Genomic DNA, 22,542 nt, shown 5'->3' with positions numbered 1-22,542 from the left:
TGATTTTTGAAACTTTTTTGACCAATTAACGTCAAAGTAAAGATTTGGCGAACAAGTATACTTGGCTTAAACGCTTTGATGCTTTAGGCTTGTTGCCTTTCACTGTTCAGCTAAATTTTTAGCGACATTTCTCTAAGTCTATGTGTTTTAAGGGGTTCCATGGGTCACGCTGTTTTCGAATTTCCACTAAAGGAAAAAGTACGTAACTATTTACGTGTTGAGCAGCTGCTTGGACAACTTAAAATTACGGCTAAATCAGAACATACTCATCTGCAGCTGGTGTTCTTTGAACAGCTTTTCGAATTACTTGATCTCATTGAAAGACTGGATCTTCGCTCCGATCTTACCAAAGACCTCGAAGCCCATGAAAAGAACTTGGTGTATTGGTCTAAGCACCCGAAAATTGACAGCACCGCCTTAGAGCAAGCGCTAAAAACCGTGCTTACCCTAAAACAAAAGCTAAAAACAGATCGCCGTTTTGGTAGTGCTTTGAAAGAAGATAAACTGCTAAGCGCAATCAGGCAGCGCTTTGCCATTCCAGGTGGCGCGTGCAGCTTCGATTTGCCCAATCTTCATTTTTGGTTACAACAACCCCTTGAACAACGCCTCGCTGAAATAGCGCAATGGCTTGAAACGTTAGCCTTACTCGATGATGCTATTGCTGTTAGCCTGTCGTTCATTCGCGAACGAGGTCAATTTGTCAATGTGGTTGCTGACAACGGTTTTTATCAAGGCGCTGCAGAAGATAAAAACGAGTTAATTCGCGTTAAATGTAGCGTTGATGAAGGGTATTACCCTACGCTTAGCGGCAACAAATACCGTTACGCACTCCGCTTCATGCTATTTTCTCCTCAAGAGGGCCAATCTGGCGCAGTGGACAGCAGTATTCAGTTTCGTTTAGCTGCCTGTTAAACTTAAGACCTGTTGATGTTTGATGTACCGCAAAGATCAAAAGATCAGCAGGCCAGAGTCTTTAATTTATTATTTCCCGTCTGCGGTAGTATAAGCAAATCGCAAACTTCGCCGTTTAGACGTATTTCACTGGAGTAAATAATGGAAGTGAAATGTCCTATTTGTGCCAAGCAGGTTGTTTGGGCACCAACAAGCGAATATCGCCCTTTTTGCAGTAAAAAATGCCAACTTATCGATTTAGGTGAATGGGCCGCTGAAGACAGAAAAATAGCCGGCAAGCCTGCAGAAGACGCAACGCCCAAGCATATCGATGTTGAAGAGATAGAGGCGATGCTAGCACAGCAAACAGATGACTTCTTTAAGCACTAATACGCGCTGTTTTTCCCCACAATTTGGCAAACACCAGTATTTAGGTAAATTCCACTAAGACGTATTCTCGTACAAAGCGCAGTGGTGTAGTATCGGTTTACTTGATCTCCAAGTCGTGGGTAGATGCGCAGACAGCGAACGTATTAATTCATCACAATATTACTCAATAGCTCGCTGCGCAGCCTTCCTCATCCTCAACCTATACAAAAAGGAACATGAATGTTTAATTCTATCGCGCTTGTTGGTGGTACTCATGGAAATGAAACCAGTGGTATTCAGCTTATTCGAAACTGGCAACAGTTTGGGCTACCTTCGCGATTTAATGAGCTAAATGTTTCGTTAAGCATCGCCAATGAAGCGGCCATTGCGGCAAACGTTCGTTTCGTAGACGAAGACTTAAACCGTCAGTTTACCTTTGAACGTTTATCGAATAACAATTCTGCGAAAGAAGCTGAGCTTGCTAAGGCTCTTAACCAACAGTTAGGGCCTAAGGGTGATTCGAACACAGATTTTGTGATTGATATTCACAACACCACCAGCGAAATGGGTGCTACGCTTATCATTTTGGAAGCGGATGAATTTCATATTCAGCTGGCGCGATACGTAAAGCAGCAAATGCCAGAAGCCAACATTTTGGTAGAAGACGAAAAGCCCTACCTTGAACATGGTTACCTGTGCACCACTGGTAAGAAAGGTGTAATGATAGAAGTGGGTGGGCAGCCACAGGGCGTGTTAAGAGAAGATGTTTACCTTCTAACACAAACCATGGCTGAAGCAATATTGGATTTTTGTGCCGCGTATAATAAAGGGCAAATCAGTACTGACGCTTTGCCTGCCTGTGAAGCTTTTCGTTTAGGCGATAACGTGTCTTTTCCGTTAGATGCTAATGGAAAACGTACCGCCATGATCCATCATTCACTGCAAGATAACGATTTCAAACCTCTCATACCTGGGGCACCTGTATTTCGGACGTTTGACGGCAAAGATATCGTGTGGGAAAACGAAACTGAAACCTACCCGCACTTTATTAATGAAGCCGCTTATTTCAAACTGGATGTGGCATTTGCCACCGCTGAACGAATAATGCTTTAAGCGTAAGTTATCTTGTTATTTGACTTACCAGCAAAAGAATAACAAAAGCACAGTCAGAAAGGCTATTGGGCCCTGATGGGCCCTCAGCTAAAAGAGTTCTATTTTTGGCTCTCGCGCCTCTTCAAACTCATTTTTCTCTTCTGTTGAAGATTCATTGATGTCAAAATGGATTTTACGCTGATCTTCCATAACGTATTTTTCAAACATTTCTTTCGTGCTTAAATTAAAAGACTCGTCAAAATGTTCGCGATTATTGATGTAAGACGAGAATTGTCCGAACAGGCTAACAATGGCATCTTGCTCTAACTTCACGTGTTCGGTGCGCTGGCGAATAATATCTTGGAATTGAATCTTGGCTATTGCACCACTCACTTTAGACGCCACTTCTGTCGCGCTTTGTGAAAAGCATGCCAGCATTTTGGGATTGAGTTCTTCTAATACCCGATAGTGGCTCGTAATGTTTTCTAACGATTCAGAAAACCCCGTTAATAGTTCACACGTATCGTTAGCACGCGTTGAATTAAGCATTTTCTCTCCCTGATGATGCGCGGCATCAAGAGCGGACTTTATACCTGATTCTATTTTTTCAGCCGCTTCTGAAGACTGGGAAGACAATATACGTACTTGCTCTGCCACTACCGCAAAGCCCCTTCCGTATTCTCCGGCTCTAGCTGCTTCGATAGCCGCATTTAGCGCTAACAAGTTGGTTTGTGAAGCAATATTTTTAACCAGTTCCGTAAGTTCTTTGAGGTTCTCAACTTCACGCATTACCCCTTGAATCGCTTCTGTATCTGCAATTTGCTGTTCCCGCTGGGTGCTTATCATGGCTTTAATATTCGATAAGCGCTTTGCAGCCAGCTCAAACTCATCGGCGCTTTTTTCTTTGCAGCTAAGCGCGTTCTTCTGCCCTAGCTCAACGTTATCTATACTGTCTTGAATGCTACTTTCAATTTCGTACAGCGCCTTCATCAATTCCATCGATGCATCTTCTGTGATAGCGCTTATGCCGTCCATTTGGCCTTTGAGTATGGCTACATATTCACTGACTTGAGCATGTGTTTCGTTGAGTTGCTCAGACGTTTCTTGTAAATAACTCTCCTGTTTATTAAGACTGGCTTTGAATACGCTTGTTTGCCTATGCGAATACCATGTAATAAAACTCAAGAAACCCAGAATTGTGGCAACGGTACCTGCTTGCCCATTTAATAGCTGTGGCGATATATTCAACGAAATTGCCATGCTCAATATAGACACACCAACCAAACCGCTCCAAAGTAAAAGTGAGTCCTGAACTTTGTTCGTCTTATCCTTAAGCACTTTAAACTTCTCAGCGAGTACCAACTCATAATACTGCTTTGTTTTTTCAAGTACTTTCATAATCTAACCTTATGCAGTTGGCACCAACTGCTTTACTACACCTAATAACTGCTCTGGCTCAACAGGCTTAACAAGCCAACCTGTCGCGCCCGCCGCTTTCGCTTCTTCGCGACGACTCTGTTGTGATTCAGTGGTTAACATCAACATAGGGGTGAACCTGAACTTAGACTGCTGTTTCAACGTTTTAATAAGCTCTATGCCGTTCATACCTGGCATGTTTAAGTCTGTGATAATTAGTTTAGGACTGATTGATTCAAGGGCTGTCATAGCCGCTTCCGCACTCTCTGATTTTGTGACCGTATAGCCCGCTCGTTTTAATAACATTTCCATGCTCATTAACATGGTGGCCGAGTCATCTACTAAGTGTATTGCGCTCATTGCATTACCTCTCGTGTTAGCCAATTAATTGTTTACATAATTCAGTATAGTCATGTGCGCCACGACTGTTAGGAGCATAGGCAAATACAGGCTTATTCTCTGCAAATGCCTCGGCGAGTTTGATGCTCTTTCTAATGGGATTAAGCACTTTGCTTCGTCCATAGCGCCCGTACCAGTTACTTAACTCCTGTCTGTGCAATTTTAGATTTTGTTCTACCATGACGGGTAAAATAGTGAGTTTGGTTGCTCTAAACTTTCGCTCTGCCATTGCATTTCTGCGGGCATTGAGCAGTTTCTGAACACCGTCACTTGCCAGTGGAAGGGGCGTTGCTGGAATAATAATGTCGGTCGCTGCCGATAGCGCAGTCATAAGCTGCGGGCTCAATGTTGGCGGTGTATCAATAAGAACAATATCGAAATGTTTCGTTACCGCTTCCGAGTCGCACCAGTTACGCAATACATCTAGCGTGATTTTTTCATTTGTATTCGCATTACAAGTATCAACATCGGTGGCATAAATGTTGTCAGCGCACTTCACAATAGAGGTAAAGAAGGTGTTGAGAGGCAGTTCAGTTATATCGCTTTGTTGTACGCACCCTAGTGCTTTTAAGCCATGCATAACATGGCCTTGATTATCAAGATCCAACACAACGACCCGTTTATTCGCTTGTGCGAAGCCATAAGCGAGATTTACCACCGTAGTGGTTTTCGCCGTACCGCCTTTGCGATTAGCCACCGTGATCACTCTCATTCGAACCACACTTTACTCTGCTTGTTTTGCATCATTTCAGTCAGCCAATATAGTGCATCAGCTTCAGGCCACGCGCTCACTTTTGGCTTCTTAGCTAGCAATACCTGATACACAGCGGTATGTGCGCTACCTAAGGCTTTTAAATTAACTTGTCGGGAAGTCTCTTCATTCAACCAAGCAAAGAGCGCTTCAGCTTCTTCTATTTCACAGTGCCCGGTCATGACCGCGACTTTCTTTTTGTAAGCTATAGGCATTTTGCTAAAACCTCTTGAACGTTGATAATCAATAACACACGTCCGTCGCCAAGCAGCGCCGTTCCCGAGAAGTGAGCGTATCCGGCCAACACGCCTTCAAGCGGTTTTTGAATGACGTCAATCCCTTCGTGAAACTTATCAATGATTAATCCAAACTCTCCCTGAGGCGTTGATACCACAAGAATTGAATGCTCTTCCCTTTCTTCGGCTGCTTCGAAACCTAACGCTTCACGCAAGTCACAAAGAGGTATGAGCTTTTCGCGGATAACCAGTACGTGTTCGTTGCGAATACGCTGGATATCGGCAGTAGGCACTTTGACAGTCTCAACAACGGCATCCATTCCAACACCAAACATTTGATCATTCACTTCGAACATCATTACTCGGTTCACTGACATAGTTTGGGGCAGCAATAGTTTGAAAGTACTTCCTACTCCCACTTCGCTTTGCATTTCGATTGTGCCGCCGGCCTGACTAACCATCGTTTTTACCGCATCCATTCCAACGCCGCGCCCAGATAAATCTGACACTTGCTCAGACGTAGAAAAACCAGCGGCAAAGATTAATTGTAGCGCTTCATTATCATCCAAGTTTTCAAGCTGCGTTTCGCTGATAACCCCTTTTTGAAATGCCAAAAGCTTTATTTTTTGAGGGTCAATGCCTTTACCATCATCGCGAATCTCTATGATTACGCTATCATCAAGCGGCGTTGCAATGAGGTCGATGCGACCTACTTCAGGTTTTCCTGCTGCAAGTCGCTCTGCAGGAGACTCTATGCCGTGATCTATGCTATTTCTTAGCAAGTGAATAAGCGGTTCAGATAAGGACTCAATTAAATTTTTGTCAAACTCGGTATCTTCCCCCTGCATACACAACTCGATTTTTTTATCGAGCTTTCTGGCTAAATCCCGCACTAAGCGAGGGTAGCGTTGAAATACGTGGGAAACAGGCACCATACGAATCTGAAGCACTGCACTTTGGAGCGATTCTGTTAATCGGTTAACAATGGAAAAATGGGCTTTGATTTGCTTACTGAGCTTTCTACTGCCTCCCTCTTCTTCTGCCTGCTTTGCAAGATAAGGCAGAGAATTTTTGGCAACGGTTAGCTCGCCAACAATGTCCATTAAGTAGTCTATTTTTGACTGATCGACCTTGAGCATTTTCACCGCTTGGCGTTCAGCTTTTACAGGAGCAGCCGTGTCTTCTGTCGTTTCTAGTGCGTTAGCTGGCTGTGTATTAGCTGACTGTGTAGCCTCAGCTATCGCGTCATTCGACGTTTGTTGTGCTTGCTCGTCATTTGCTTGCGCTTGAATTGTTTCCTCATCTAACGCATTACTAATGGCAACCGCCAGCGCGTCCTCATTTTCAAACTCAGCGCCCAGAATATTACCCACCAGCCCTGCGATAGAAGGAAACATGAACTCAGATTTATAGTTATCCGAATTTAGTAGCGTGAGCTGTTGTGTCAGCATTGCTCGTTCATGCAACGCTAAGTTTTTTGGCTTAGACGCTTCTCTTCTCGAGTCTCCTGCTTCGTTTGTCGAACTATTACCGACTTCAGGAGACGTATTCATATTAGTGTCTGTACCTGAACATCCATCCTCTCGGATTTCGTTACCAAGAAAACTCAAATCGTCGATTGAAGATAGCAGGCTCAGCACAGCCCTATTAGCGCTGCCATCTTCGCTGTCGTCAAAGTTCAGTGAGGCAAGCAGTAGTCCAGCGCTAGCATGCACTTGGTCTATGTCTGTGTCATTCAGGGCACTGTTCAAGGTTTCGTCGTCGATAGCCTCAACGCACTTTAGAATTTTACCGGTGCATGCAGCTTTTAAGGCTTGAGTGGAAAAACTAACGCAAGAGTACTGCCCCTCGTAATACGCCATATGCTGTTTAATTTCATCTTCGCTGGCAACGCCAAGCGCTTTGATTGAAGTGAAACAGTTATAGATATCTGCATCTTCGCCTAATTCGGGCATTTCAATATTAAACGCCTTTATTCCAGGTAAGGCTACGGTGACATTTATTGGGTCTTCTCCGCGAAAGAAGCAGCCTTCGTCGGGCGTGTACTGAATGAAATAGCAATCTGGGCCAGTCGCTTTACAAAGTAGGTCTAAGTCAGCGTTTCTACCAAAATTGGCGATCAGTGCTATGTGCTCTTCGCTTAGCGTTTGCAGGTCTGCTATTGGGCTTTCGTTGTTAACGATGGCGCTGCTTTCATCGACTTCACTCGATGCTGTCGGGTCGATAAAGTGTCTTAATTGAGCACTAAGCTGTGTCGATATTGGTTTCCATTGCTCTACATTCTGAGAACCTACTTCGAGCTCGTCGAACCATATTGAAATTTGGTCTAAGGCTTCAAGCAACAAATCGCCTATATCATCGCTGTAGGTAACCTCGTTAGACCTTACACTATCAAGCAAATCCTCTGCTGCGTGAGCCAAGCGAGTCAAAGGTTTAATATCAAATAAATCAGAAGAACCTTTAATGGTGTGCAGGTCGCGAAAAATTTTGTCTACACGCTCAGAAGCTGGGCCCGACGATTGAATTTCTAAAAGCTCTTGGCTCGCCGACTCTAAATTCTCGCGGGACTCGCCAATAAACACATCAAGTAATTCACTCATTGGCTTACCCCCCAATCACTGCACTTACTACTGACTTCAACGTGTCTGCATCCACAGGCTTCGTCATGTAATAGTTTGCCCCACATTGATAGGCTCGTTCGGCATCTTGATTAGCCGACTCGGTGCTTATCATGATAATGGGGACCGCACGTAGTGCCTCATTGAGCCGTATTTCCTTACATAGCCTATAACCGTCCATCTTTGGCATGTTCACATCAACAAGAAACAAGTCCACATTTGTACCTATAGCTTTCTCAAGCGCTTCTACACCATTCTCCGCCTCTTCGATAATTCTGTCTGGCGAAGTCACCAGCATTTTGTGGAACATTCTTACCGTAGAGGCATCATCAACAATCATTACTGTTTTCATGTTATGCCCCTCCTGTAAGTGGCTTCTGGTAAGCAATCACATCACCGAATTTGCGTACTTTAAACATAGACGAAATACGGCTCATAGATTCGCTGTGCCCTAAAAAAATGTATCCACCTGGTTTCATCGCATCAAAGAGTACCTGCGCCGCCTTCTTACGCGATTCATCATCAAAATAAATGAGCAAGTTTCGGCAAAAAATGAGGTCAAAATGCCTAAACTGCTTCATATTATTTGCGGATAAAATATTCGCGAGCGTAAAGGATACGGACTCACGTATGTCATCACTAAGCTGGAATTGCCCATTGATTTCTTTGAAATACTTCTTCACCAGCGGGAGCGGTATGTTCTGAACAGAGCGCTTGGAATAAAGCCCTTTTTTTGCTGATGCCAGCACGTTGCTGTCAATATCAGAAGAGATGAGCTCTACATCTCTGTGCGCCAACCCTTTCCAATACTCGATAAGATATATCGCTATTGAGTAAGGCTCTTCGCCCGTACTCGAGGGTACTGACCAAATGCGCAAATCTTCTCCGGCAGGACGATAACCATCTAACTCATCCATTATTTCTCTTGTCATCGCTTCAAATTGATATTCTTCGCGAAAGAAATACGTTTCATTGACAGTCATTGAATTCACGAGGTTTTGAAATTCTTCACCTGACGCTTGGAATCGCATGTAAGTGAAGTAACCTTTAAAGCTCGTATGACCTGTAGCCTTCATGCGTTCATGGAGACGTTTGTCTACAAAATAGCGCTTCGAGTCTTCGAAGTGGATCCCGGTTTTTCGGTAAAACATAGAGCGAAACCGTTCGAAATCGGCAGCACCTATTTTGTCTAGTGCTACACTATTCATCGGCGTTTCTCACTTGATTACGAATTAGTGAAATAACAAACTGAATGTAGTTATGATTCGGAAATCGGCTTTCAACAGTTTGCAAAATATCCAAAGTAGACACATCAGCAATTTCAGCCAGTTTGTCCAGTGCAGTACCCACAACGTTTTCATTGTCGTCATTTAGAGCGAATTGGTGCAGCCAGTTCACTGCATCTATGTGAGCAACCGCACCTATAATGTCTACGCAGAAAATACGGGTGTCAGGGTCCTCGTCGTGCATGAGTAAATTGACATTCGCAGCAAAAATATCAGGGTTTTGCTGCATAAGCTCAATAGCCCCATTTCGCAATTGCACGTGTTCGCTTTTAAGCATGGTAATAACCTGCGAGGCATGACTTTGAGTCATATCATGCTCGAGCGCGCTAAATAAAGCCTCGATCACTGTTGGGTCATCTTCTTGTGGCAATCGATATATAAAGGCGTCGTGCGCATCTTTTTGGCCACTCAAATCTCTTACTGCCCACCGGCGCACATCACTGTCGCTCGAGTTTAGGTCGCTAATGAGTTGCTCTTTCGTTCGAGGGTGTTCGCGCTTTTCCTCAAAGTCATCGGAAACATCGGCAATAGGTTCTACTTTCTTCTTGAGACCCATAATTACTTCTCCTCTTAACGACAAAGCGCGTTCAATTTAGATGCGACTTTGGGACTATCTAGTACGAAGCTGGCGCAACCCGCTTCAATAAGCTCTTTTGGCATACCGAAGACAACTGAGGTCGCCTCACTCTCTGCGATCGTTGTCGCACCTTCTTTAAACGCTTTGCTCATAGCGGCAACACCATCACACCCCATTCCGGTCAGCTGTACGCACAGCATAGAAAGTGGCTTGTAGCAGTTAAGTGCGCTGTCTACCATACGATCCACACTTGGATGCCACAGAAAACTTGGGCTTGATGGCACAGGGCGCGCTGAGACTTCACCGCCGATTTTTGAGAAGGCAAGATCAGCATCCCCTTTTGCAAGATAAACATTGCCAGCCTTTATGGGCATCTTCGCATTCACCTCAACCACGTTGAGCGGACTGATTCCGTCCAAGCGCTTAGCCAGCGCACTGGTGAAAGAGGCTGGCATGTGCTGTGAAATAACGATAGGAATCGGAAATGCGGGGCTTAAGTTAGCTACCAGGTGTTCAAGCTTTTTGGGACCACCAGTGGAAACGCCTACCAGAACGACTTCAAAGGGTACGCTCGTTTTGTGGCGAACAACTTTCTGTGTCACGACTGGGGGCGGTTTAATTGTAGGACGCTGTGGTTTGCCAGTTTTGGCTAGGGCGTGAATTTTGTTTATTAAAGGCGCCTCTAAATCTGAAATATCCCGCGAAACAGTGCCCCCGGTTTTTAACACAAAGTCACTTGCGCCAAGCGCGAGTGCCTCTAGGGTAATGGTGGCTCCCTTTTGCGTAAGCGAAGACACCATGATAATAGGACAAGGATAAAGTTTCTTGAGCATCGCCAGACACGTCATGCCATCCATTACCGGCATATTAATGTCCAGTGTTATACAGTCTGGCTCGAACTCTACAGCTTTAGTTAGCGCTTCTTCGCCGTTACGTGCTACTTGAACAATAAAGCCCTCTTTCTCGAAGAGTTGCGTGAACAGCTTTCGCATTAACGCGGAATCGTCGACGATAAGTACTTTTACTGTCATAAATAACCTCGAATATTAGCTAGCATTGCTCTTGAGCTTTAGATACCGCATTGTCATCGAGCAAGACTTTGGGCTCGATAATTTGAATAATGCGTTTTTCATCATTCAGCTTAATCAGGCGGTTTAAGAACTCAGATTGCATCTCAGAAAGAGAAGGCGCTTCTTCAATAGTCTGTCTAACGACGGTCTTCACTTCGGCAACACCATCAACGATGAACCCGGTACGCTGTTTATCTTTAGTAAGAACAACGATGCGCTGACGCTCTGACGTTTCGCTGCACGGCATACCTAAGCGGCTGCGCAAGTCGATAACCGGCAACACCGTACCGCGAAGGTTAACAATGCCTTTCAGGTAATCTGGCGTACTCGGCACACTTTCAAGCTTTTCAGGTACTCGAGTAATCTCTTGCGTATCGTCAATGCTTACACCGTATTCTTGCCCATTAATCCAAAAGATGACGTATTGCTCGCAGTCATCTTCATCAATTGCTAAATCGTTGCCATCATTCATTTGAGACTCCTGCTGAATATCGGCATCAAGACTGGTTAAAGCGCTCATCAGCGCACGGCTGTAGATGTTAGAAAGGTTGATAATAGACACCAGACGTTTGCCGCCATCGCTGCGGTAGACCGCTTCAAGCAGCCCCGATTCCGCGCCGTCATTACATACCGAAGGAACAGATTCCAGTTCAGCTTCAGAAATAGACACCACATTACTGACTTTGGCTACCACAAAGCCAACGCTACCAAACTCACTGTTTTGTGTTACTACAATGCGCGATGCTTCGTTAATTTCAGTGCGCATCATGCCAATGGAGTTCGACAAGTCGACAATGGGAATGATGCGGCCGCGCAGATTGACCAGCCCCAAAACAGAAGGTGCACTATCCGGAAGTTGCGATATCTCTGCGGGAACACGCACAATTTCTTCTACATCTTGAAGGTGAAATGCGAACTCTTGTTCCTCTAGTGAGAAGCACACTAACTGCTGTAAATTTTCGTCCTCTTGAGAATCTTCAGGCGCATCGTTATCAATATGCTGCATTCCCGACAGCTGCATAGTATTGCCATCTTGCTTGATGACTGCCTGTGCTTTTGCAAGCGCAGAAACATCAAGGATTTGCTCTACAGGCTGGTCGCTTTGTTTAATGATGCCCTGCATATAGTCGTAGGCGATAGAATCCGTCATTGAGGTTTTATCGATAACAGCATCGCTGCTAACACTGTAGACGCGCAGTACTCTGTCTACCAGAAATCCTACGCTACCAAGCTCAGACTCCACTACAACTACGCGGGTAACGTCACTCTCTTGTGACTTCGCTCCAAGTAAGATTGTGCTTAAGTCATACACGGGCAATACGTTCCCACGTAAGTTTGCTAAGCCAATCATTTGTGCGGGACCAAGGGGGACAGACACCATAGTCGGTACGCGAATGATTTCGCCCACCGCAAGCATAGGAAAAGTGAAACGCTCCTCGTTGACCATGAAGGACACGAACTGTTGTTCACCACCTGACATTGGCTCAGTTTCGTTTGCGGTCTCGTTATTCGTATTTTCGTTACTCATGAGGCAAGCTCCTCTATTAGACACAAGCGCTATGGATTAGCCGTTTTGCATTTCGTCAGCCACTGAAGCAATTTCTTCAATGGACTTGGCCAACACTTCCATGCCTTTACTTTGCTGGTCTGCTGCGTTAAGTGCCTGCTGACAGTTACTGCTCGCTTGCTCATTTGCCGTTGCAATTTGCTCTAGTCCCCGCTGGGCCTGTGTAACACCCGCGGCAATTTCTTCACCCCGCTCTTTCATTGCCTGGTTATATTGCACAACTTCGTCGATATCAGTCGCAATTTGCTCGACATCTTGCGTAGTTTGCTTCGCTTTCATGACCTCTCTAGATGCACTTTCAGCAACATTAGTTAAGTCTGTTTTTACGCTCATTGTCTGGTCTTGAATGGCTTTGATGAGGTCTTTTATCTGCTCTACATTTTCAGCAGCTTCATCTGCTAGGCTTTGAATATCTGCAGACACGACCGCAAAACCTTTGCCATACTCACCTGCTCGCGCCGCTTCTACTGCGCCGTTTACTGCCAACATGCTGGTTTTCACTGATACGGTGGTAATAGTGTCGATAACCTTGTCTATTTGGCGCGTCATGACTTCCATCTCACTGATAGCACTCACATTTTCTTTGCTAGTTTCAAGGGCCAGATTTATGCCGCTAACCATTCCCTCAATCAGCGCACGGTTTTCTTTAAGTAATCCAGTAATAGCATTGCCTTTCTCTAACGCTACATCACACTGCGCAGAGGCTTTATCAACACCTTCTCTTAACAGGTCGATATTTCCCACGGCTTGGTCGACAGAGCTTGCTGCCTGCTGCGAACCGTTATTCACTTGAGTCAACGCCGTCATTATTTCACTTGATGAGCGATTGATTTCTTCGAGGGTTGCTGACAGCTCTTCAGCTGACGATGCCACCTCTTCTGCGCTCTTGTTAATGTCTGTGCTGTTTTTAAGCTCTTCGGTAATTATTTCTAGTGACTGTGCAGCCTGTTCAGCTTGAGACAAAGCAACACTCTGCTCAGAGACATTAGATGACACTTCCTGGGCAGCGGTTGACTGCTCGTCGGCCGCGCACGAGATTGCTTCTGAACCAGTTTGAATTTCTTTAGCCGCTGCATCCATCGATTTGACTTGTGCCTGTAGTTCACCCGCACCGTCAGCAATGCTCTGCATGTCTGATTTTATGGTGATAAGTTGCTCGGTAACCGCTTGGCCTTTGGTCACTTCCTCAAGCGCCGCTTGCGATGATGATTTAACGGCATCAGAGACACTGTTAGATTGCTGTTGAATACGCTCTATCTGCTTAGCTATATCTGCAGCACTTTTGTCTGACACTTCTGCGAGCGCGCGAACCGTATCGGCGACTACAGCAAATCCCTTTCCGTGCTTACCAGCCCGTCCCGCTTCAATAGCAGCGTTAAGCGCTAGCAAGTTCGTCTGATCGGCAATGCGGGTCACTTGTTTGACAGCTTCGCCGATGTTTGATGCTTGTTGCTCTAACTCGCTCATCATTACTACAGAGCGTGATTGATGCTCAGATGCGGTTTTAACGCTGGTCATCATGGTGCTTAAATCACCGACAACGCGTTCAAGATAGGTTTGAAGCTCGTTGGTTTTGTCCATTGTCGAGCCTGCCAGTTCAAGCTGTGCAACAAGACCACCTGAAATCTGTGTGATAGCCGCTAAGCTTTCTTGGCTGGCACTGCTTGATTCTTCAGCGCCCGCCGCTATTTCGTTAACTGCAGTGGATAACTGATCGGTTGCGCTTGAGGCCTGATTTATACCACTTGCTAATTCAGTCGTGGCGGAAGCAACGCGCTCTGCGGCTTGCTGCTGCCTCGCGAGTGTTCTTGCTTTGCGGCGCTCCTCTTCCGCTTCTTTACGCATCTTTGCATCAACTCGCACTGCTGGTGCGACTGTTTGTTCGGTAGATTTTTTGAGCGCCATAAGTAACCTCGATATGTGAATGGCTGTGAAAACACTATTCAAATATCGTTGAGAACCGGGCGCATTAATGTATTAAACGAAATACGTTTGTATGGAGAGGGGTACGTTGTTTCCGTAGAAACATAATTCAACGGCAAAATGGCGCAAATGTCATAAATGACACTTTTTTACATATCAATATAAAATCAAAAACTTATATACGTGTGTTCTAGAAAGATGATGCTAGCGACTTTGTCAAAGTACAATAGTCTAATGCGCTTCTGAGGATTGAGATTAATTTTTAAAAAAATCACCGAGGAATTAGCAACTTATACTTAGGTATAAGAAAAAAGCGGCTGAACGCCGCTTCACTTTGTACGGTGGATAACGCAGAACTATTGTAAAGCGTTAATTATGGGAACGTTTGCTTCAGGAAAGTCAGAGGCGTTTAGTGACGTTACCTTGACCCACCGCGACTGTTGGCCTTCTTTGCCGTGCGGCTCGCCGGTAAAATCACACACGCGATGAACATCTAGTTTAACTTGCTTGTCGCCGTAATCATGGGTGATCACAATCACAGGCTCGCTGCGGTTCACAATAATCCCAACTTCTTCAGCAAGCTCTCGCTTCAGCGCCTGTAGAACGGTCTCACCGTCTTCTACTTTGCCGCCGGGAAATTCCCATTTTCCGCCCTGATGAACATTGTCAGGGCGAAGAGTAATGAATATTTCATCGCCGCGGGCGATAACGCCCACAGCAACATGTACTACTTTCATTACTTAAGCTTGCCGTGACACTGCTTATACTTTTTACCAGAGCCACAAGGACATGGGTCATTACGGCCCACTTTCGCACCTTCGCGAACTTGCGTACGTACTTTGTCACTTGCCTCTTCTGGCGTTGCGTTCGCTTCTTCGTGCTCGAAGTTCTTTGGCACATCGTCAGCTTGACGACGTTGTTCTTCTACTTTTTGCACGTCTTCTTCAGCTTGTACTTTTACACGCGCAAGAATAGTGATCACTTCAACTTTAAGCGCTTCTAACATTTGTGAGAACAAAGCAAACGACTCACGCTTGTATTCTTGCTTAGGATTTTTCTGCGCATAGCCGCGTAAATGAATACCCTGGCGCAGGTGATCCATTGCCGCCAAATGCTCTTTCCAATGGCTGTCTAGGTTTTGAAGCATTACCGCTTTTTCAAACTGGCGCAGTACCTGCTCGCCCACTACCGCTTCTTTCTGCTTATAAGCATCAACGACTTCGCCAAGAATGCGCTCGCGAAGCTTCTCTTCGTAAAGTTTGTCGTCATTTTCAAGCCAGGTCTTGATTGGCAAGTCTACGGCGAAATCGGCACGCATGCGCTCTTCAAGTCCGCTTACATCCCACATTTCTTCAAGAGACTGTGGCGGAATGTACTCATCGACAACACTTGAAATAACGTCTTCACGAATAGCCGCGATAGTCTCGCTAATATCGCCTTCATCAAGAAGCTCATTGCGCTGCTCGTAGATGACTTTACGCTGGTCGTTGGCCACATCATCGTATTCAAGCAACTGCTTACGAATGTCGAAGTTACGACCTTCTACTTTGCGCTGTGCATTCTCGATGGCTCGAGTTACCCACGGATGCTCAATGGCTTCACCACGCTCCATACCTAAACGCTTCATCATGTTGCCCATTTTTTCAGAGGCAAAGATACGCATAAGTGCGTCGTCTAATGAAAGGTAAAAACGGCTTGAACCCGGGTCACCCTGACGGCCCGAACGACCGCGAAGCTGGTTATCAATACGGCGAGACTCGTGACGCTCTGTACCAATAATGTGTAAACCACCTGAGGCAAGCACAGCGTCATGGCTTTCTTTCCATTCAGCTTTGATCTTCTCGATTTGCGCTTCAGTTGGATTTTCAATCTTCTCTACTTCTGCCTGCCAGTTACCACCTAACACGATATCGGTACCACGACCTGCCATGTTAGTCGCAATCGTAACCGCGCCTGGCTTACCAGCCTGAGCGACGATATCTGCTTCGTGTTCGTGGAACTTAGCGTTAAGCACTTTATGAGGAATTTTCGACTTCTTAAGAATGCGAGAAATGAGTTCTGAATTCTCGATAGACACAGTACCCACAAGCGTAGGTTGACCGCGTTTAACGCACTCTTTAATGTCTTCAACAATGGCTTCGTATTTTTCTTCTGCCGTTAGGTAGATGAGGTCAGCCATATCTTTACGCTGCATAGGACGGTTTGTCGGAATAACTACCGTTTCTAAGCCGTAAATATGGTTAAATTCGAAGGCTTCTGTATCTGCTGTACCTGTCATACCCGCAAGCTTGTTATACAAGCGGAAGTAATTCTGGAAGGTAATTGACGCAAGGGTTTGGTTTTCGTTTTGAATACGAACCCCTTCTTTCGCTTCTACAGCTTGGTGCAGACCTTCAGACCAGCGACGGCCTTCCATCGTACGACCCGTATGCTCGTCAACAATAACGATTTGGTCTTCTTTAACGATGTAGTCTACGTCTTTAGCAAACAACTTGTGTGCACGAAGCGCAGCGTTAATATGATGAAGCAGTGAAATATTACCTGCAGCAAACAGCGACTCGCCTTCAGGTAGCATGCCCTCTTGTTGAAGAATTTCCTCAACGTGAATTTGACCGCGCTCGGTAAGATGAATTTGTTTTGCCTTAAGGTCAATCGTGTAGTCACCATCGCCCTCTTGGCCTTCTTCATCCTCTTTTTCTTGCTGAACAAGTTTAGGAATAATGGTGTTGATGCGGCGATATAGCTCTGAGCTATCTTCGGCCTGACCAGAAATAATAAGTGGTGTACGGGCTTCGTCGATAAGAATTGAGTCAACCTCATCCACTACCGCATAGTTAAGCGGGCGCTGTACGCGGTCTTGTGGGCTAAATGCCATATTGTCACGAAGGTAGTCAAAACCAAATTCGTTGTTCGTACCATAGGTTACGTCAGCTTGATAAGCTTCACGCTTTTGCTGCGGCGACATACCAGGCACGTTACAGCCCACACGCATACCTAGGTAAGTAAATAACTGGTTACTCCACTCAGCATCACGACGAGCAAGGTAATCGTTCACAGTAACAACGTGAACCCCTTTACCTGACAAAGCATTAAGGTAAGTTGGCAAGGTAGCAGTAAGCGTCTTACCTTCACCCGTGCGCATTTCTGAAATTTTACCTTGGTGAAGTACTTGACCACCTAACATCTGAACGTCGAAGTGACGCATGCCGTATACGCGTTTACTTGCTTCACGCACCGTAGCGAAGGCTTCTACAAGAATATCGTCAAGGGTTTCACCCTTTTCAATACGCGCTTTAAATTCGTCTGTCTTAGCCTTTAGCGCCTCATCGGAAAGCTTTTCAAATTCTGCTTCCAGTGCATTGATGGCATCTACGTTTTTGCGTAATTTTTTTAATAGTCGGTCGTTTCTACTACCGAATACTTTTCGAAGGATGCTTGAAAACATTAGCTTTATTATTCCACTACTTGTCGAGGCGCCGCACAATGTGCACAGCTAAATTAAACGTATAAAACACAACGGTAACCACGCTGTGTTTTGCGATGTTCTAAAATTATGCTTCTTCGTTTTAGATGACTTTTAATGAGTAAAGGCACCGTCTACGAGAATTACCTGGCTGCTACCTACGCTACTTTTTGTAGACAAAAGGCAGAGGATCGACTTGTTTTCCGTTTCTTATTACTTCGTAGTGAACATGAACGCCAGTTGAGCGCCCCGTATTGCCCATTTTAGCGATAGGTTGCCCTTTGGTTACCACGTCGCCTATTGAGACAGTAAGGGTGTCGTTATGCCCATAGCGGGTAACAAAACCATCACCGTGATCAATTTCTACAAGTTGGCCATAGCCGTAGCGATCACCAGCCCAGGTCACAATACCTGCGGCAGTTGCCACTACGTTTTCCCCTGCCTTACCAGCGAAATCTAGCCCTTTGTGCATAGTTGGTTCGCCGGTAAACGGGTCGGCCCGCATACCATAATAAGAAGACAACCACCCTGACTCTATCGGACGACCAGATAATTGGCTCTGTTCGTGGATATGGTGACCCCTGACCAAACTTTCAAGCATAGACAACTGTTGAGACTTCAAATCGAGTGATTGCTCTAGTTTGGCTATTTCGTGAAGGACGGGATCGTCTTGAAGGTTGTCCGGTATCGATACCGGTACGAAAGCGTCCAGGTCAGCCGCTGACATACCTAATTCTGTTGCGATTTGCTTACCTTTCTCGTCCAGCAGGGTAGCCTGCGCAGATAACTCTGCGACGTGAGAAAGCAAAGCTTGTAATTTGACCGTTGTTTGCTGTTTTAACGCTTCAACGTCTTTTTGTCGTTCGTTGACTTCAGTCTGTGCCAAACGAACTCGTGCAATATCTTCTGATACCGATTCTGTTGAACGGCTCGACACTAGCATAAAAATAGACGAGAGCACGGTTGCGCTCACAAGCGTACGGACACTAATACTGTGCCTATAGCGTTTATTTTTACCAGCGAGTGTAATTGTTAGTTTCATACCACGAAGAAAATTGCTGTTTCACGCCACTCTTTTCATACCACTTCATACCACGATGAATGTGTTTTTAGCCAAAGGCGATAACCTTCGACCTATCGTTTTTATGTCGCATGGGTGAAATTTATATTAATTATTCGGCTACTGTATCATTTATTTCAGTAAATGCCATACGAAAAAAAGCCGCCCGTAAGGCGGCTTTTTAAAATTCTTACGCTAATGCGGGCTGTGCATAACGAATTGGTGCTGTTTCCTGCGAATCGTAGGTTACGAACTCCCAACACTCTTTTTGCGCAAGTACTGCATTTAATAGCTTGTTATTCAGACCATGGCCTGTTTTGTACGCACGCAATTCACCAATTAGACTATGGCCGCCAAGGTATAAGTCACCGATAGCATCCAAAATCTTATGCTTTAAGAACTCATCGTCATAGCGCAACCCTTCAGGGTTGAGTACGCGGAATTCGTCCAACGCCACTGCGTTTTCCATGCTGCCACCCAACGCTAGGTTGTTAGCATTCATGTACTCTAAGTCGCGCATAAAACCAAAAGTTCGTGCACGGCTAACTTCGCTTACATATGAGCATGAATCAAAATCCATCACCATATGCTGACGAGTTTGACTGATCACAGGATGATCAAAGTCAATTTGGAAATCAACGCGGAAACCGTCATAAGGCACTAATTCGGCCCACTTATCGCCATCTTCTACACGAACTGGCTTTTTAATACGAATAAATTGCTTAGGCGCGTTTAGCTCTTCGATACCGGCAGATTGAAGCAAGAATACGAACGGGCTAGCACTTCCGTCCATAATTGGCAGCTCGTTACTGTCTACTTCAACAATAATATTGTCGATACCTAAACCTGCAAGCGCAGACGCTAAGTGTTCTACCGTTTGGATAGTCACACCGTCTTCGTTATTCAGGCACGTACACAGCATGGTATTACCTACCGCGTTCGCACGCGAAGGTATGTCAACATGTGGTTCAAGGTCAACACGCCTAAACACGATACCCGTGTTTGCTGGCGCAGGTCGGAGAGTCATTGTGACCTTTTCCCCTTTATGAAGCCCAATTCCGGTCTCTTGTACCGATTGCTTGATTGTACGTTGTCTAATCATCTGCTTAAGCTTTTACCTATTAAAAAAAGCGGGCGCGAATTATAGTGAGTTATTACTCACATGTCAAAAAACACCCGTTCTGACGGATTTAACTCTGTCAGATTACGTATTTAATCAACCTATCCACGCGAAATTTTTCACGTTGTGTAAATACACCTTACTAGGTGAGACATCACAAACGCGAAATAATTCCCTTCCGTTTCAGGCAGCTAAATTAGTCTGCCTGCTTACGAAGAAACGCAGGAATATCTAAATATTCCAAATCATTTTCTGGCTGTGCACTGTCGTCGGCCTTCAGCGCCTGATTGCCCTCTGTACCGCCTACTGCAGAACGTGGTTCACTTGATTGCGTGTTACCGTATTCTTTTGCAGGCTGTGTTAGACGAGAGCCTTCAGAGCTTACTAGCGAAATGTCAGGCTTGCGCTCTGCGCCAATACCGGTTGCAACAACCGTAACGCGAAGCTCGTCTGTCATTTCCATATCGATCACTGTACCCACAACCACTGTGGCATTCTCTGAGGCAAACGCTTTAACGGCGTTACCAACAGTCTCAAACTCGTCGATGGCGAAATCTGGACCCGCAGTGATATTTACAAGAATACCGCGCGCGCCTGACAAGTCGATATCTTCAAGAAGCGGACTGGCAATCGCGGCTTCAGCAGCTTCTTCAGCACGGTCTGGACCGCTTGCAGCGCCACTACCCATCATCGCTTTACCCATCTCAGACATAACGGTACGTACGTCTGCGAAGTCAACGTTGATTAGACCAGGACGGGTAATCAGTTCAGCAATACCTTGAACTGCACCGCGTAATACGTCATTTGCAGCGCTAAACGCTTGAAGAAGCGGCGTGCCTGGACCCATTACTTTAAGTAGTTTTTCGTTTGGAATGGTAATTAGCGAGTCAACGTTGTTAGACAACTCAACAATGCCCTGTTCCGCAAACGAGGTGCGTTTTTTACCTTCAAATGGGAATGGCTTGGTAACTACCGCTACCGTAAGAATGCCCATTTCACGAGCAATTTTTGCCACTTCTGGCGCTGCGCCCGTTCCTGTACCACCGCCCATACCGGCAGTAATGAAAACCATGTCTGCACCGTCTAGCGCCTGACGAATGGTTTCTCTGTCTTCTTGTGCTGCTTCTCGACCAATGTTCGGATCAGCACCCGCACCTAACCCTTTTGTTACACTTGAGCCAATTTGAAGTGTAACGTCTGCACTTGAGCTGCGAAGCACCTGCGCATCGGTGTTAACTGCAATAAATTCTACGCCTTCAATGCTTTGAGACACCATGTGCTCAACGGCATTGCCGCCGCCACCACCGACACCGATGACTTTGATTACGGCTTCTTCGCCGTGACTATCCATTAATTCGAACATACTTACTCTCCGGTTGTACGTCTTTTAAACACTACGCCAGGTCATTCCCTTAGGCTAATTGCTTCCTGCTAGCCTTGATGCCGTAGCTATAGCGCCCCCAAAATAAAATTAAAATTCACCTTTAAACCAGCTTTGCACTCGATGAAATAAGCTTTCACCGGTCTTCTGCGTACTGGACTTCTTATTGTCAGATTGTACTTTGCCATATTGCAGCAGTCCTACGACTGTCGCAAATCCAGCGTCATCAACATATTCGGACAAGCCTTTTACGTTGATGGGTTTGCCCACGCGCACGGGCATCTGGAAAAGTTCTTCGGCAAATTCCACGGCACCTTCCATCTTAGCGGTACCGCCTGTAAGCACAAGGCCTGCAGCGATTTGCTCTTCCAGACCGCTGGCACGAATTTCATCATGTACCAGCTCAAAAAGCTCTTGATAACGAGGTTCAATCACCTCAGCTAACGTATGACGAGACATCACTCTAGCTGGGCGTCCGCCCACACTAGGCACTTCAATGCTGTCTTCCATACTCACCATATCCTTCAATGCACAGGCGTAATTCACCTTAATTTCTTCTGCATTGCTAATAGGTGTTCTAAATATTTTAGCGATGTCGCTGGTAATTTGATTACCCGCAACCGGTATTACCGCCGTGTGGCGAATAGCGCCATCGGTGTAGATAACCATATCCATAGTACCACCGCCGATATCAACCACACACACGCCAAGCTCGCGCTCGTCGTCAGTCAGTACCGCATAACTTGATGCCAACGCTGAAAAGATCAGCTGATCGGCATTAAGTTCACAACGCTCAACACATTTCACCATATTTTTCGCCATATCGTCGGCACAGGTTATAATGTGAGCATCCGCTTCCATTCTTACTCCCGACATGCCAATAGGGTTCTTAATCCCTTCCTGCACATCAATAGTAAATTCTTGTGGTAACACGTGTAGTAGACGACGTTCCGCTGCAATTGGCACACTGCGCGCTGCATGAATAACGTTATCTACGTCTTCTTGTGTTACTTCCTGATTGTTAATCGGTACCATGCCATTTTCATTTTGGCACTTGACGTGTCGTCCCGAGATAGACATAAAAACTGAAGACACACGGCAATCTGCCATTAGCTCCATCTCGTTTACAGCACGCTGGACCGATTTCACCACCAGGTTCAAATCGTTAACGCCGCCCTTATCCATGCCTTTCGATGCATGGGTGCCCACGCCAACAATACTGATTTGATCATCTTCTAGTAATTCACCCACAACAGCTTTTACTTGGCTGGTGCCGATATCTAGTCCTACAATCAAATTGCGTTCAGCAGGTTTTGACATGGT

20 protein-coding genes are annotated in these 22,542 nt (G+C 45.6%); 3 read left to right on the top strand and 17 right to left on the bottom strand.

Translation table 11 applies throughout. The annotated features are described in order from the left end of the window. Positions 1 to 159: 159 nt before the first annotated feature. The 3 genes from zapD to KUL49_RS18005 all read left to right on the top strand — a co-directional run bounded on the left by zapD (position 160) and on the right by KUL49_RS18005 (position 2,373). Positions 160 to 912 (top strand): cell division protein ZapD, encoded by a 753-nt coding sequence (gene zapD / locus KUL49_RS18015; protein WP_131138168.1) that lies wholly within the window; start codon positions 160 to 162, stop codon positions 910 to 912. Positions 913 to 1,053: 141 nt separating this feature from the next. After that, the gene (yacG, locus tag KUL49_RS18010; protein ID WP_014980027.1) at positions 1,054 to 1,281 is read left to right on the top strand and encodes a DNA gyrase inhibitor YacG; all 228 of its coding nucleotides are present in this window, start codon (positions 1,054 to 1,056) and stop codon (positions 1,279 to 1,281) included. Positions 1,282 to 1,500: 219 nt separating this feature from the next. Beyond that, complete coding sequence (locus KUL49_RS18005) at positions 1,501 to 2,373, top strand: aspartoacylase (protein WP_069944752.1); 873 nt, start codon at positions 1,501 to 1,503, stop codon at positions 2,371 to 2,373. Positions 2,374 to 2,460: 87 nt separating this feature from the next. On the opposite strand, the gene KUL49_RS18000 is transcribed toward KUL49_RS18005, so the two are convergent. From KUL49_RS18000 to ftsA, 17 genes are all read right to left on the bottom strand, one after another. Next, entirely contained in the window at positions 2,461 to 3,750 is a 1,290-nt protein-coding gene (locus KUL49_RS18000) for a methyl-accepting chemotaxis protein (protein ID WP_131138167.1), read from the bottom strand. Between the two features lie 9 nt (positions 3,751 to 3,759). After that, the gene (locus KUL49_RS17995; RefSeq protein ID WP_014950410.1) at positions 3,760 to 4,128 is read right to left on the bottom strand and encodes a response regulator; all 369 of its coding nucleotides are present in this window, start codon (positions 4,126 to 4,128) and stop codon (positions 3,760 to 3,762) included. 16 nt (positions 4,129 to 4,144) lie between these two features. After that, a complete protein-coding gene (locus KUL49_RS17990) occupies positions 4,145 to 4,879 on the bottom strand; it encodes a ParA family protein (RefSeq protein ID WP_131138166.1) in 735 nt (244 codons plus the stop codon). Further along, a complete protein-coding gene (locus KUL49_RS17985) occupies positions 4,876 to 5,133 on the bottom strand; it encodes a hypothetical protein (RefSeq protein ID WP_131138165.1) in 258 nt (85 codons plus the stop codon). The genes KUL49_RS17990 and KUL49_RS17985 overlap by 4 nt, the downstream gene beginning before the upstream one ends. Beyond that, positions 5,124 to 7,754, bottom strand: a complete 2,631-nt coding sequence (locus KUL49_RS17980) for a chemotaxis protein CheA (protein WP_131138164.1) — start codon at positions 7,752 to 7,754, stop codon at positions 5,124 to 5,126. Before KUL49_RS17980 ends, KUL49_RS17985 begins: the two co-directional genes overlap by 10 nt. A 4-nt stretch (positions 7,755 to 7,758) precedes the next feature. Next, on the bottom strand, positions 7,759 to 8,124 hold the full coding sequence (locus KUL49_RS17975; protein ID WP_039227970.1) for a response regulator: 366 nt from the start codon (positions 8,122 to 8,124) through the stop codon (positions 7,759 to 7,761). Between the two features lies 1 nt (position 8,125). Beyond that, positions 8,126 to 8,980, bottom strand: coding sequence for a protein-glutamate O-methyltransferase CheR (locus KUL49_RS17970; protein ID WP_039227968.1), 855 nt, complete (start codon positions 8,978 to 8,980; stop codon positions 8,126 to 8,128). Further along, complete coding sequence (locus tag KUL49_RS17965) at positions 8,973 to 9,614, bottom strand: HEAT repeat domain-containing protein (RefSeq protein WP_014950416.1); 642 nt, start codon at positions 9,612 to 9,614, stop codon at positions 8,973 to 8,975. The genes KUL49_RS17970 and KUL49_RS17965 overlap by 8 nt, the downstream gene beginning before the upstream one ends. Positions 9,615 to 9,628: 14 nt before the next feature. Beyond that, a complete protein-coding gene (cheB, locus tag KUL49_RS17960) occupies positions 9,629 to 10,666 on the bottom strand; it encodes a chemotaxis protein CheB (protein ID WP_131138163.1) in 1,038 nt (345 codons plus the stop codon). A gap of 19 nt (positions 10,667 to 10,685) precedes the next feature. After that, on the bottom strand, positions 10,686 to 12,233 hold the full coding sequence (locus KUL49_RS17955; RefSeq protein ID WP_039227966.1) for a chemotaxis protein CheW: 1,548 nt from the start codon (positions 12,231 to 12,233) through the stop codon (positions 10,686 to 10,688). Positions 12,234 to 12,269: 36 nt separating this feature from the next. Further along, positions 12,270 to 14,177 (bottom strand): methyl-accepting chemotaxis protein, encoded by a 1,908-nt coding sequence (locus KUL49_RS17950; protein WP_039227964.1) that lies wholly within the window; start codon positions 14,175 to 14,177, stop codon positions 12,270 to 12,272. Between the two features lie 374 nt (positions 14,178 to 14,551). Beyond that, positions 14,552 to 14,932, bottom strand: coding sequence for an 8-oxo-dGTP diphosphatase MutT (gene mutT, locus KUL49_RS17945; RefSeq protein ID WP_101565594.1), 381 nt, complete (start codon positions 14,930 to 14,932; stop codon positions 14,552 to 14,554). Continuing rightward, positions 14,932 to 17,640, bottom strand: coding sequence for a preprotein translocase subunit SecA (secA, locus tag KUL49_RS17940; RefSeq protein WP_014980040.1), 2,709 nt, complete (start codon positions 17,638 to 17,640; stop codon positions 14,932 to 14,934). Before secA ends, mutT begins: the two co-directional genes overlap by 1 nt. A gap of 181 nt (positions 17,641 to 17,821) precedes the next feature. Further along, entirely contained in the window at positions 17,822 to 18,700 is an 879-nt protein-coding gene (locus tag KUL49_RS17935) for a M23 family metallopeptidase (protein ID WP_131138162.1), read from the bottom strand. 208 nt (positions 18,701 to 18,908) lie between these two features. Next, positions 18,909 to 19,820 carry a UDP-3-O-acyl-N-acetylglucosamine deacetylase gene (gene lpxC / locus KUL49_RS17930; protein ID WP_014980041.1) on the bottom strand — a complete coding sequence of 304 codons (912 nt, stop codon included), beginning with the start codon at positions 19,818 to 19,820 and terminating at the stop codon, positions 18,909 to 18,911. Positions 19,821 to 20,034: 214 nt separating this feature from the next. Beyond that, positions 20,035 to 21,201 (bottom strand): cell division protein FtsZ, encoded by a 1,167-nt coding sequence (gene ftsZ / locus KUL49_RS17925; RefSeq protein ID WP_014980042.1) that lies wholly within the window; start codon positions 21,199 to 21,201, stop codon positions 20,035 to 20,037. Between the two features lie 108 nt (positions 21,202 to 21,309). Beyond that, positions 21,310 to 22,539, bottom strand: coding sequence for a cell division protein FtsA (gene ftsA / locus KUL49_RS17920; RefSeq protein WP_014980043.1), 1,230 nt, complete (start codon positions 22,537 to 22,539; stop codon positions 21,310 to 21,312). Positions 22,540 to 22,542 lie beyond the last annotated feature (3 nt).

This window comes from Alteromonas sp. KUL17 (assembly GCF_006538305.1).
Lineage (GTDB): Bacteria > Pseudomonadota > Gammaproteobacteria > Enterobacterales > Alteromonadaceae > Alteromonas > Alteromonas macleodii.
The sequence above is the reverse complement of the archived record's forward strand: the minus strand, read 5'-3'. Positions and strand labels throughout refer to the sequence as shown.